The sequence below is a fragment of the Pantoea sp. WMus005 genome, from assembly GCF_013415305.1.
In the GTDB taxonomy this organism is placed as follows: domain Bacteria; phylum Pseudomonadota; class Gammaproteobacteria; order Enterobacterales; family Enterobacteriaceae; genus Pantoea; species Pantoea rara.
Window position 1 is genome coordinate 23,732 of sequence record NZ_JACBXU010000007.1, and the last position, 13,707, is coordinate 37,438.

General features: G+C 45.1%; 10 protein-coding genes. 7 read left to right on the plus strand and 3 right to left on the minus strand.

Translation table 11 applies throughout. From position 1 onward, the window contains the following. Nucleotides 1-79: 79 nt before the first annotated feature. Nucleotides 80-4,306: a S6 family peptidase gene (locus HZZ01_RS19425; RefSeq protein ID WP_255434358.1), complete on the minus strand. Its 4,227-nt coding sequence runs from the start codon at nt 4,304-4,306 to the stop codon at nt 80-82. 659 nt (nt 4,307-4,965) lie between these two features. Here HZZ01_RS19425 and HZZ01_RS19430 point away from each other — a divergent pair. Further along, nucleotides 4,966-5,145, plus strand: coding sequence for a hypothetical protein (locus tag HZZ01_RS19430; protein WP_179899080.1), 180 nt, complete (start codon nt 4,966-4,968; stop codon nt 5,143-5,145). A gap of 589 nt (nt 5,146-5,734) precedes the next feature. Here the strand turns inward: HZZ01_RS19430 and HZZ01_RS19435 are convergent. Next, a complete protein-coding gene (locus tag HZZ01_RS19435; RefSeq protein WP_179899081.1) occupies nt 5,735-6,370 on the minus strand; it encodes a LuxR family transcriptional regulator in 636 nt (211 codons plus the stop codon). Between the two features lie 36 nt (nt 6,371-6,406). Next, a complete protein-coding gene (locus HZZ01_RS19440; protein ID WP_179899082.1) occupies nt 6,407-6,997 on the minus strand; it encodes a helix-turn-helix domain-containing protein in 591 nt (196 codons plus the stop codon). A gap of 1,029 nt (nt 6,998-8,026) precedes the next feature. Here HZZ01_RS19440 and HZZ01_RS19445 point away from each other — a divergent pair. From HZZ01_RS19445 to HZZ01_RS19470, 6 genes are all read left to right on the plus strand, one after another. Next, a complete protein-coding gene (locus tag HZZ01_RS19445; RefSeq protein WP_179899083.1) occupies nt 8,027-8,344 on the plus strand; it encodes a hypothetical protein in 318 nt (105 codons plus the stop codon). A 9-nt stretch (nt 8,345-8,353) separates the two neighbouring features. Beyond that, on the plus strand, nt 8,354-8,581 hold the full coding sequence (locus tag HZZ01_RS19450) for a hypothetical protein (protein WP_179899084.1): 228 nt from the start codon (nt 8,354-8,356) through the stop codon (nt 8,579-8,581). Nucleotides 8,582-8,684: 103 nt separating this feature from the next. Beyond that, nucleotides 8,685-9,215, plus strand: a complete 531-nt coding sequence (locus HZZ01_RS19455) for a fimbrial protein (protein WP_179899085.1) — start codon at nt 8,685-8,687, stop codon at nt 9,213-9,215. An 18-nt stretch (nt 9,216-9,233) separates the two neighbouring features. Continuing rightward, complete coding sequence (locus HZZ01_RS19460) at nt 9,234-10,013, plus strand: molecular chaperone (protein WP_255434359.1); 780 nt, start codon at nt 9,234-9,236, stop codon at nt 10,011-10,013. A 26-nt stretch (nt 10,014-10,039) separates the two neighbouring features. After that, nucleotides 10,040-12,625, plus strand: a complete 2,586-nt coding sequence (locus HZZ01_RS19465) for a fimbria/pilus outer membrane usher protein (RefSeq protein ID WP_179899086.1) — start codon at nt 10,040-10,042, stop codon at nt 12,623-12,625. 39 nt (nt 12,626-12,664) lie between these two features. Then, complete coding sequence (locus tag HZZ01_RS19470; protein ID WP_255434360.1) at nt 12,665-13,699, plus strand: fimbrial protein; 1,035 nt, start codon at nt 12,665-12,667, stop codon at nt 13,697-13,699. Nucleotides 13,700-13,707 lie beyond the last annotated feature (8 nt).

The window sequence follows — 13,707 nt, forward strand, 5'->3', positions numbered from 1 at the left end:
ATGGCTGATGAACAATACCACTCGATAATAAACAGAGCATCATCGCAGCCTGGCCATGATGCTCTGTTATTAAACGATATCAGAAGCGCAAGGCGAAACCGACCTGGCCGCTGTAATCGGTTTTAAACTCACCACCAAAACTGGTATCAACTTTCGCGATAAGAGAAAGGTCAGGCGTAATGACGCCCTGCAGCCCCACACTGCTGCGATAACGATTATCAGACCAGGCGCTGTACTGGCGATTCAAATGACGGTCGGAAAGCGTTGTGGTTGATCCGTTTTTACCTGGCGAATATTGATATTCAATACTCGCACTCAGATTTACGTTTGGTAGCAAGACACCCAGTCCGCGTTTCTGCGCCATAATGCCGGTGGTCGTAAAGTAAGGTGTCGCTGAACTCAGCGAAACTTCTGCATCCTTGCCCTGGAGAGTGTAGCCAGACATGACGCCACCGCTGACTCCCACGTAAGGTGAAATAAACAGCGTATCGTCAGACAGACCGAACTGATATCCCGTCCGCAGGCTGCCAGCCAGCATCTGACTCTCCTTTTTCACGCCATTAATATGCAGTGCAGGATCCAGCGATATCTCCTGATTGAGGTACATATAACGACTGGCTGCATCAATAAACCACCCGGCATCAGACTGCCAGGAGTAGTAAGCCCCTACAGTGGCCAGTCGATGCTTTTCACGGCCTCCCCCTTTAACCTCTCCATGGGTATAACTGGCACTGATACCCACTGTTTGCGTCTCTCTACGCGTATCCCATCCCACATTCAGTGTCTGCTGGTTAGCGTTCATCCCCAGAAAATGCCCTTTTCTCTGCTCGATGGTTGCCCATGATCCGCTGCTTTCTGGCGAGGCGCGCAGACTGTCAGTGCGGTTATGCAACTGGCTGACCGCTTCACTGAAAATATACTGCCGCGAGGCGATTAAGGCACGCGTGCGCTGGATGAGTGGCAGGTTGTCGTAAACAGAGAACCAGTCATCCGGGTTGAATGTCGGTTTTATGGCTTCCTCTTCTTCTTTTACTGTTTCCTCTTTGGCTTTTTCTTCAGCTTCAGCTTCGGCTTTTGCCTTTGCCTTTGCCTTTGCCTTTGCCTCTGCCTCTGCCTCTGCCTCTGCCTCTGATTTCGCTTTTGCTTCGGCTTCAGTTTTTGCTTCCTCTGCAGCAGCCTGGTCAGCCGCCGGATTTTCTGGTGCAGGCGTCACTTCCGGTGCGGGCGTTGGTTCTGGCTCAGGCGTCGGCTCTGGTGCTGGTTGTGGCTCAGGCGCTGGTTCTGGCTCAGGCGCTGGTTCTGGCACAGGTGCTGGTTCTGGCACAGGTGCTGGTTCTGGCACAGGTGCTGGTTGTGGCTCAGGCGCTGGTTGTGGCTCAGGCGCTGGTTCTGGCTCAGGTGCTGGTTCAGGCACAGGCGCTGGTTCAGGCACAGGCGCTGGTTCAGGCACAGGCGCTGGTTCAGGCACAGGCGCTGGTTCCGGCACGGGCGCTGGTTCCGGCACAGGCGCTGGTTCCGGCGTCACTTCAGGTACAGGTTCAGGTTCGGCCGATTTGTTACTTTCCAGCACCCATAAAACGCGGTCGTTATCGTCTTTCACCTGATAATTTGGGGTGTAAACGCTGAATCCACTGTAGCTGTCTGCGAAAGCGAAATAACTGTGTGAGGTGCCAGCGGGTGCATCAACCATTACCAGATCCTGGGTCAGCGAAACCTGCTCTTCGCTGCCGACCAGCAGACTTACGTCCAGCACGTTGTCGCCACCACTCACCGAGTTTTTTACAATCAGTTTGTCGCTTTCCAGCGTCGAGGGTTTTACCCCTAACATCAGATTTAACCCGGTCGCATCCAGCGAGTCGACATTCAGTGATTTCGCGCTCCAGTTGCCTGAAGGCACCATTGAAAGCGTCGAACCACGTTTTGCCAGAAGTGAACTGACATGACTGTTGCCGGTCATCGTCCAGTCCGCATTGGCTTCCAGTGTCATAAGGCTGCTACCCGTGGAGGTGACCGCCCCCTGATAATTCACCTTGCCCAGATATAGAGAACTGTTATTTGCCAGTTGAACATCCCCTTCCACCTCACTGGCAGGTAATAGTGCCAGTGCATCTGCGCTTCGGAGGGGCTGGCTGCAGGAAACATCATCAGAGTAGATGGCAGAATAGCAACGTAAGCTCTTCTCCACTGCCAGCTGACTGTCGTTATAGCCCAGAGAGAGGGTTGCGGATTCAGCGGCAACGATACTGGCTTTAACACCTGCATATTCGCCCACCTGGAAATGCGCACCGGTACCAACATTAATCTGATTGGCTTTAAACAGGGAGATGCTCCAGTCGTCATCAATGACAGTACCACCGGCATGTGCGACCGGCTGACCTGAAAGAACCACGGTGCCACTATTAACATTCAGGTCACCATCCAGGTTCATGCCACCGGTCAGGGCAGTGATCGCCGTGGCGTTGCGTGACAGAATATTAACGTTCATCACACCATTCAGCGCATTTTCCAGTGTTTCACCTAGAAAACCGCGGAAAACCTGAACATTGAGCTGTGTCAGACGATAATTAATGGCTTCATCGGCATCAGTGCCCAGATAAGTCCAGGTCGCTGTCGAAGATTTATCAGTCGGGAAATAACCGTAATCGGAGGTATTTAACTGAAAATACTCGGTATCTTTTGTGTATGGGTTGCTATACACATAGACATTGCTTGGTGTGCCTTTACGGTTACTACCCGTATAATTATAAAAGGGGACGTCTGCGGCGGTATAGCCAGTAATGTTGAGGGTTGACGGCTTATCGCTGTTGTTTACCAGCGTCGCACCACTGTCGGTATGGTTGATCTTTTTAAAACTAAGCGCATTACCATTTAAATCTAACCGGCCACCGCGATAGCCAAAATAGATCTGGTCAGCGGCAACCTGACTCTCATCGTTCAGCACAACCGTTGGCCGCCCGCTAACCAGAGTTACAGAAGAGAAAGCCTGCTTTTTTCCTGAGCTATCAGCTTGCTGATCGAGGATAACGGTACCCTCTCCCACATTCAGCGAACCCGGGTTAGTACCCACGGCATTAATATGCAGTGAACCCATGCCGATTTTATGCAGGGCATCATTGGCCAATCCATTTACCTGCCACAGGACTTCTTTATCTGCGTCAACTTCGATACCACCGCCAGCCCAGGTTGCATTGACACCATTCGCCGAGGTTACAGTGTAATTATTGGAAAACTGAAGTTTGCCTGCGCCCATATTGATTGGTGCATTCAGCGTGATAAGTCCGCCAGCCCCGTTGAAACGGAGATCTTTAGTCGCATCAAGTTCTTCGGCGGTTGCCTGAGAAGGGGCCACACTCTGATATTTATCAGCCAGCCCCTGCCATGACCAGGTATTACCAGCCTGGCTAAGCGCTGTTTTATCCCAGTAAATGGCCTCGTTTACATCACTATCTGTGATAGCTGGCGAGATACTTTTTTCCTGAACCGAAGCAATAAAATCACCCGGCAGATATCCCGCCACAGCCCGCCTGCGATAAAGGCTATTATCCTGATCGTAACCTACGTGAACCGCGACCAGTTTCCACCGCTGCTCCACTTCGTCCCAGGCAAACACCGGGCTACCGCTGTCTGCCCCACCGGTGCCAATAGAAAGAGGGGTCGTACCGACATCATCAGGACCCAAATTAAAATAACGCAAATATGTGTCGTAGGATATTTGACGCACGTTATCGGCACTGATAGTTCCGCCAGACTTCCAGTTATAACCGCCCGAGACCTGTATTCTCGCCGTTTGATCGTCATTAATCTGTTCCTGATTCCCTGCTCCTACCCGGGTGTACCATGCATAACGTGATTTGTAGTTTGCAAGAAAGTCTGCTTTCACAACAGTGTCATAAGGAGCAGCATCCGTGACCACTTTATTGAGTCGTGGCATATGGAAATCTTCAGAGGTGAGCTCATTACGATTAATAAGGCTGTAAGTAGCAGCGTATTGAGCGCCATTACCGAATGAGGTTGTTTTGTAACCGCTATTGTGTTTCACACTGACAATATAAGAGGGTGATATCAGCGTCGAAAATCCCAGCGAGGAAACGCCGCCAAAATCTGGCATAGGAAAGTCGAGAGTTCCCGATAAAGAGCCATCTTTTTTATAGACAGGTATATGGGTGGCACCTACCGTATACTTGCCCAGATTTTCAGCAAAATCACGATACTCCTGTACATCAATATCGTGTCGCATGATGCCCGCATAGGATTTAGTGCAGATAAAAAATGTACAGCACAGCGCTGCGCTTCCAAAATGCTTCAATGGATTACCCTCACGATACTATTATTATTTAAGAAATATTATTTAATAAATAAATAGTATCATTACGGCAATCTTTAGCTAAATCGGGCTTCAGCAGCAATATTGATATAAATCAAAAAATAACACTACTTAAGCATCATTAAGATTATAACTAACTGTATTATATGAAAATAAAAAAACATAACCAAAATAAAATGAATGTTATTCATTGTTTAATATACCGCAAAATGCCCATCAGTACAGAATTATAAAATGACCTCAAAATAATGTAACAATCACACGTTTGGATGAAAATTTAATTTATTATTTCGCTCAACGTTGAATAAATTGCTAATGCAACGCTCATAAATATGATTATTTAAACATCAGCGCAGACGTTCCCAAAAAAAATCCCTGAATATTATTCATGATGTTTATCATTTGAGCCGATGTCAGGCAGACATGACACGCCCGACCTTTGCACGCTTTTAGTCTGAGTGAGGCTGTAAAAGCCCGTTATGTCAGGAAAGCAGACAGTGGCGACAACATGAGGAGGAGTGCTGCGACGTAGAGAAATAAAGGCCGAACTCAGGTGAGAACAGCTAGAATCTGGTATTTATACTCCTTGCATTCGCCTGACTCTTTACCCGGTGTGTCTGCAGGCGAATGGGAATAATTTAGTGCAGATGATCGCGGTGAAACAGCGCCCACTGTTCAATTGGCTCTCCCGACTGACCGAAAAACTCGTAAAAGCAATGATGCTGGCCGGTGGAATGGGTATGTTGCCGATGCCCAGTTATGCTGCTGTTGTCGAAAGCCAGCGAGAGGAAGACGTTACCCTTGATGATAGCTACAGCTAAATCAATGTAGGCCGTTCTTATATGCTGAAATGATCATGAAAAAGCCAGCGGCGACGCTGACTTTGTACTTGTCTTAATTTATCGGAAGTTACAAATACCTTATCGCTTGCAAGAGTCAATGGCACAAACGTCATACCCCTACACCGATTATGGTTGAAAGCCACTATCGCACAAGTGGGGTGATTCAAAAGCTCTTTAGCGATCCAGATAATAACGCGCAATGTTGCCCGGGGAATTTCTGCTTACGTGTGTGCGATTCTTTGAGTATCCGCACAGATTGAGAAGGATTACAGCTATCCACGCCAGACTGAAATGCATCGGGAAGATGAAATACGTGTGCAGCAACAAAATAATTACTGTAAATGTAAATAGATAATAAAAAAATCATCCCTGACATGATTGCGATTATCATTTTAAAAGGAATGGTTAGTGATTTATCTTTTTTCCGCAGTTGCTTTCTCACAAAAACCTCTCAACGCTTAGCTGCCAGAAGGTAGCTTGGGCCTGCCATCATGCATCACAGAAAATCCGCGCATCTGAATTAACCCTTTAATTCGCAGGACGACTCACGCATGGGATGAATCAGCAGCTAAAATTTTGCAGACTCAATAACGCCCTTATAAAGCTCAAGCAAAGTCAGATCATTAATGAAGGCGTTAAAGGCCATATCACCACTTATCGAAAACTTCTTCATAACATTGTATTTATGTGCGTAAATTGTTTTAGTTGAAAGATTCAGGCGTTTAGCTGTCTGCCCCACGCTATACCCTTTCTTCAGAAAACTTAGCACCTGCAACTGGACTACTGTAATACGCGCAAAATCGCAATTCGAGCAATCCGTGGAGACAAATCCTCTAAAGTTTCCCTGTCTTACCAGCCAGAATCGGATAATTTTTTCAGAAATATCACGTACAGAATCAGTGCGCGGAATGATAAGCAAAGAGCGATAGCAAAGAGGCAAATGATCAGTAGTGATGTCTTCAATGCTTTCAACAAAAACCATTAAAATGCCACCAGGCTTCCGATCCCGATAGGCAGGTTGACACATATAAAGGCGCCACTGTGCAACACTAATCAGTATAAAGTCCGCCTGACATAAATTTTTCGCGTCATAGGCAGGTAAGAATTCTACTGGCGTATCAGATAACAGTGCCTCTTCAATAATTTTGGAGATGCCCAGCCGAAAGAAGTAATTCTCATTTGTACAAACGACTTTAAAATCCATTTTTCCCTTAAGCATCTCAAAAGTTAAATAAATAAATCAGGTGAATTTGCCATTTACCAAAGACAGCTCACCTTTATCTTTTAATTCTTTCAGCACTCTGCAAATGGAGCTTTTTGAAAGATGAGAACTATTTTCAATCAGGAAAAGAGCCGAAAATCGCTTCTTAAGATGAGGTGGCAATTTTCCCCAGCGGCCAATTAAAGAAATCACTTCATCATGTGAGTTATTCTTGGGCAGCTGAATGTAGTTCATCAGGTCTGAGTACTGACCAGACAGAATAGACATGGCATCGTTAAAGAGATCCTTCTCAAATACTAATCGCCAGAACACATCGTAATCGATGAAACTGACCTTCCCATAATCGATTCTTTCCAGATAGACAGGAGGTTCATCGAGTGCCGGAGTGACACCGACAACAAAGGGGGCCGACAGGATATTTAAAACCTTATTTTCGCTCTTTAGTTTCAGTAAGAAATCACCATCAAGAATGAACATAACCCGGCGTACATTATCTTTAGTAAGATGGTAACGACGCTTACCGCGTGAAATCTCATCTGGATTAGCAACCTGGGTATACCCGGCTAGCGCATCAATGATCCGCTCATGATTTTCAGTCACTCTATACATAATAATTAACTCAATCTAACTGACACGAAGTTAGTGATTAGTAGAAAAATTAGCAAAAATCCGTTTGTTATAGTCTCTCTTTTTCGCCTGGTGTATTTCTGATCGCTGGCTTTTCCTCAAATGTAAGCCATAGAAGAGGTCGTTATTGGTTTTACCATAGTAAAACCATTGCGATAAAATTCAACACCACAAACATGCAAAAAGGAGGAGAATAATGCCAACCAATGACATCAAAACCAGATATTTCACCGTTTTAAAGCCCTTTAATCAGTACATCAAACTAATAAGTAGAGACTTATTGATAGTGTTATAACTTTTTTCTTAAAAAAGGAATCAATCATAACCATATGAACACAAATGTTATAAAACCACGGTATTAAACAAGAAAATACAGTGTAACATTTGAAAAATTTGCAATATTATTCACATGACTATTCATAATATAATCATTGTTAATTTCTCCTTAAAAATAAAAGAACCATAATCTGATGGCATAAATTAAACCATATGATCCCCATAGCAGACATTTAAATCGCAAAGTTATTAGAATATAGTTTTATATTCTGTTTTTTTAAAAGATTTTAGGTTTAAAATCCAAACGAGTGAATTATTCTGAGTGGCTGGTTTTTACCTTTGATTGCATATGAAGCGCTCTTCGTCAGAACCCGACTATTCTAAGGAAAGAATATGAATTACCTGAAAAACCCTCACACGACTGAGTGCGTATCATTTTTACTACCTGAAAACCATAGTAGCACTACCAATCAGGACATCCGAAAATAACGCCAGAAATAATTTACTGGCAATGACGGTAAATTTACCCTACCTACCTAAATTACCATTAATGTAAATAACATGTAATGAGATAAAACTTTCTCACCCATTAAAAATTACACCAAATATCGATTATGGATATTTTACTATTTTATTTTTTACGGTCACCGAATCTAATAGCGCCGTTCGCTTGGAGCGGCATTTTAAAAATTCAATACTGATAATCTGAACAACTGAATAATATTGGAGATATAAATGAGAGAGTTAACATCTGTTGAAATGCAAAACGTTTCAGGCGCAGGTTTATTTGATTTTATTGGTTCGGTCGCAGTAGGTAGCGTTACTGGTATCACGTCTTTCGGTCTGAAGTGGGCTATGAGCGGCGGTAGCACTGGTGGCATTGCTGGTGCAGGCATTATCTCTGCCGGCGTCGGCCTGGTTGTCGGTGCCGTTGTTGGTCTGGTTGATGGTGCACTTTATGGCGCAGTCAATGGCTGGGACTCAACTGCGGGCTGGTTCAATCAGATTGTTGAAAACCAATTTGATGCCACTGCTCCGGTAATTAAAGCATAAGGAAGTACCATGCGAGAATTAAACACTAAAGAAATCGAAGGGGTTAGCGGCGGCTCACTTACCTCTTTAATTCTGGATTTTTTCAGGGGATTAGGTGACAGCTCAACGTCAACTGAGAAAACTGAATGGGTTCGGCCGGACTCAGTGCCAGCAGCAAACCCAATAAGTGGTAACGCTTTTGGTATGGGTATTGTAGGTATTGTCGCCGCAGTCGCGTTCGGCATGCTAATTGTCTGATTTTCTGATAAGAGCGTCACCCTTATCGGCAGAATGAACGGCTGCATTTAAATGCACAAGTTCAAAAATAAAAATGTTAATTATTTTATACAAAGGAAAGTATATGAAAAAGGTATCTATGGTTGCTATGGGTCTGCTGCTGGCTGCAGCTCAGGTTAATGCAGCAGAAGCTTCAGATGGCACCATTAACTTCACCGGCACCATTGCATCTCAGACCTGTACCGTAAGCGTTAACGGCGCAGGCAGCACTGCCACCGTTACCTTGCCAAAAGTTGCTGCTGGTGTCCTGGACGCGGCTGGTTCTGTTGCGGGCAACACCCGTTTCACTCTGTCACTGAGCGATTGCTCGGCCCAAACAGGTAATGTTTACGCTTACTTTGAGCAGGGCGCTGGTGTTAATGCAAATGGTCGTCTGACTAATACCGGAACGGCAACGGGTGTTGATCTGCAACTGCTGGACAGTGCTAATGTGGCCATCAATGCAGGTAGCACTGAGCAGTCTACTGCACCTAAAACTGTGGCTCTGACAGCGGGTGCAGGGACTTTGTCGTACTCAGCTCAATACTACGCTACTGCACCTGCAACAGCGGGTAGTGTTGCATCAACAGTAAATTATTCAATCAATTACCTGTAATTGATTAGGGTGGGGGCAATGCCCTCACCTCTCTTCCTCTTCATCATTCCTGTTAAAATCATGAAAAAAAAAAGCGTTAACTTTCTACTATCCTGCCTGCTAACCTGTGCAATGACGTCGTCTGCATTTGCCAGCGTGACGATTATTGGCACCCGGGTAATCTATCCAGCTTCTGATAAAGAGGTTACCGTTCGACTTGATAACCGGGGTGATCAGCCCGCGCTGGTCCAGGCATGGATTGACAGCGGAAATCAAAATGAAGCCGTAGATAAAATTGATGTTCCCTTTGTTTTACTTCCCCCTGTTTTCCGCATGGAGGCTAATAAAGGGCAAACGTTACGCATTGTATTTACTGGTGCCAACCTGCCCGCCGACAAAGAGTCTGTTTTCTGGCTTAACGTTCTGGATATCCCCCCTCGTGATAAAAGTCTGTCTAATCAGAATCAGTTGCAAATGGCGATCCGAAGTCGTATCAAAATATTCTATCGCCCGGTTCAGTTCGATACAGCGCAGGCTAATAAAGCTGCGTCAGGACTGGTGTGGCGTCATGGACAAAAAATTAACACCCTTTCCGCAATGAACAACTCACCCTTCTACGTTAACGTCTCACAGGTTAATGCAGAAGATAACACGGGCCATAAATTAGTCAGTGAAAAAGGTGAAATGCTGGCACCAGGTGAGACAAAAGAATTCCTGATAAAAGGCATGAACTCAAGTCAGATAAAAACAACATTTAACTATCAGTATCTGGACGATTTTGGTGCTGCACGTAAGGTTGAAACTAAAATAAACGAATAACTTTTGGTAATTAACCAGGGGAAGTTATGATGGCAAGGAAGATCCGTTCAAATAAACCAAATGGCAGAGTTTTATATCGATCATTCATGGCGCTCTTTTTGGCCGCAGCAACCCAATCCGCGTTTGCTGAGAATGCTTATGATTTTGACGAATCCTTTGTAAAAAATTTGCCTGGGGTAAAAGTAGATGTTGCCCGCTATGCAACAGGTAACCCCATTGATCCCGGCGTTTATACGCTGGATATTTTTTTAAATGGTCGTCAAATCAGTCGTGAAAATGTTCAGGTTGTACGTGAAGGAACAGGTACTAAGGCCTGTCTTTCCTATGACCTGGTAAAAAGCCTCTCAATCAAAGACACCGTTTTCAGTTCTGAACAAGCTGAGGAATTACGTTCGGGTAAACAGTGTATATCCCTTGAAGAAGTGGTCAGAGAAAGTCATGCTGCAATTAACTCTGCGGATATGCAGATGGACATATCCATTCCACAGATATACCTCCTGCGTTCAGCACGTGGTTATGTCGCACCCGAATTCTGGGATAAAGGTGAAACGGCATTTACACTCAACTATGACACTAACTATTACCGTTCTGTTAACGACGGTCGTGAATATGATTCTTTTTATGGCAGAGCGCTGGCAGGCTTTAACCTGGGTGGCTGGATGTTCCGCCATGACGGCTCATTAAGCTGGCGACGCCAGCAAGGTGATGAATCACATAATTATAATGCAATTAACACCTATGTTCAGCGTGATATCCCGCAACTGAAGTCACGTCTGCTCTTAGGTGAAGGAAACACCAGTGGCGAACTCTTCGATACTCTCTCATTTCGCGGTGCGCAAATATCGACAGTTGATCAAATGTGGCCTGATTCGCAACGGGGTTACGCACCTGAGATTCGGGGTGTTGCCCGTACCAGTGCTCAGGTAACCGTCTCGCAAAACGGCAGTAAAATTTATGAGACAACGGTATCACCGGGTCCTTTTAACATTACCGATCTCTACCCTACCGGTTACGGTGGTGATTTAGATGTTATGGTAAAAGAAGCGGATGGCAGCGAAACACGTTTTTCTGTGCCCTATGCAGCCATGACAAGACTGAAACGTCCCGGTATGACGTTTTATTCTGTGACGGGTGGTGTATCGCGTAAAGATAATATGGCCTATACGCCTTCTGTTTATCAGGGCACCATCCAACATGGTTTTACCAACAGTCTGACGGGCTATACCGGTATCCTGGGATCAGATAACTACATATCGGCGCTGCTAGGCGGTGCATTTGGTTTACCCATAGGAGCCATCTCTCTTGATGTCACCGGGGCTCAGACCAAATATGGCAATGAGAAAAAGCAGGGCGTGAGCTATCGCGCAACTTACAGTAAAAAAGTACCCCAGACTGATACGAACTTTACACTCGCCGCGTATCGATTTTCATCTTCCGGCTATTACAGCTATGACAATGCTTTGCAAATTAATAATTATTACAAGAAGAAAAAAAATGATGGAATAAATTATCTATCCCGTCCTAAACAACGCTTTTCATTGACTGCCAGCCAAAATTTTGGAGATTCATATGGGAATATCTATCTTACTGGTTTCGTTCAAAATTACTGGGAAAGTGTCGGTACAAACACCCAGTTTCAATTAGGCTATAATAATAGAGTTGGTCGCGTATCCTATACATTATCAGCAAACCGATTATTATATTCAACAGGCGGGCACGATACCCAACTCTCATTGGACCTCTCAATACCACTTGGTAGCGAAAGTAAAAATTATGTAACAGCAAGTGCCACGCATAATAAAGAAGGCGTGACGGCACAAACCGCCGTTAACGGTGTCCTGGGTGAATATGACCAATACAGTTATAACGTAGGTGCCGCACGCGACATTGATAATAAAAAATCAGGTTCAGTAAGTGGACAATATCGTTCGCCTTACAGCATGTTGACAGCGTCATATACCCAGGGAGAGAACTACTATTCTGCTTCTGGCGGCGCCAGCGGAGCCGTGGTTGCCCTGCCTGATGGCATTAACTTTAGTGCTTATCAGTCGACTACATATGCCGTGGTGACAGCAGATGATGCTGAAGGTGCAAGGGTACTCGGTTATCCAAATATAGTATTAAACGGAAGCGGCAGAGCAGTAGTACCCAATCTGAATCCGTACAGAATAAATGAGCTGGCGATTGATCCTAAGGGTATTCCGCTTGACGTTGAGCTGGAATCAACCCAACAGCGTGTTATTCCGGTTGAAGGTGCAGTGGTCAGACTGGATTATAAAACCACTAAGGGGAAACCACTATTAATAAGGGCGAATCAGCCTGATGGTAATGCATTACCTTTTGGTGCGTCAGTGAATGATGAAAATGGCAATCTGGTGACGACGGTTTCACAGGGTGGCCAGATTTACGTCAGAATAAACAAAGATGTCAGTCGTCTTCATGTTTCATGGGGGAAAGCGCGAAATGATAATTGCCTGGTTAACCTTGAGTCTGGATCAATTCAGTCCAGTGACAATAAAACACTGGCAAGACTGACGACAACCTGCAGCAATGACCCAATGCAGCCAGTTCGTTACGCTTCCAATACCGATAATAAAGATAATCAGGGTTAATGAGGTGACATCATGTGTTTACTATCAGGAAAGAAAATAATGCGACTCACTGGCTCTGTTTTATTAACAATAAGTCTGATGCTGATGACTATTTTTAACGTTAATGCTGCGGGCACATCAACCGATGTGACATTGACGTGTAAAATGACGACCACGCGTTCGTTGATTGACGTGAAATCATTAGGCATCAACATTTCAGCCGCTGTGCCGGTGGGCACAATTGTTTATAGCGGCACAGCAACGGCTAACTTCCAATGCGCGCTGAGCAATTTGCAGCAGTATGCAGCTGGGTTGATCGGCGAAGTTTATTTTAAACGTAAGGCGATACCAGAGAATGCTCTCGGCTATGGATTAACACTCTATACCGGCTATGGTGGTGAGATGGGTACCGAAGTAGCAAGTATTCCAACCGGTATAAAGATTAGCACATATGCTTTAACCAGCGGTGGAACCATCGGTGCCTATACGGAGGTCTCTCTGAACGTACCTTATCAAATTGTAAAGACATCCAATACTATGACGCCATCGACTTACCTCAAAAGCTATGTGAACCCATTTGATGTTGGTTCGTTAGTAAAAGGTACCGATGAGACCTTTAACTTCACCAATATCAAAACAGGTTTCACTGTAAAAGATCAGACCTGCTCAGTCGCGGGTAATACCAATCTACCAGTACCATTGGGCAGCTACACCACCAACCCCAGCAGTGGCTTAGGCTCAGGAATAGGCCAGACCAGCGCTACGACAGCGTTTAATATTCGGCTGAACTGTGAGGCTCTGCTATCAGGGACATTTGACGTTATGATGCAGCTCGATGGTGATGCGTCCAGTGGACTCTCAGAGGCTGGCGTGGTCGCGCTTAATACAACTTCGACGGCCAGTGGTGTCGGGGTACAAATTCTTAATGAAAATCAGCAACCAATTGCACTCGCAACACCGTTTAACATTGCGAGTTACCCACTCTCATCTGCTTTAATCACGGTGCCCCTCTATGCGCGTTATTATCAGACAGCAGCGAAAATAAATCCTGGCACAGCAAATGCGGTAGCGACATACACGCTTAGTTACCAGTAATTAGCAGG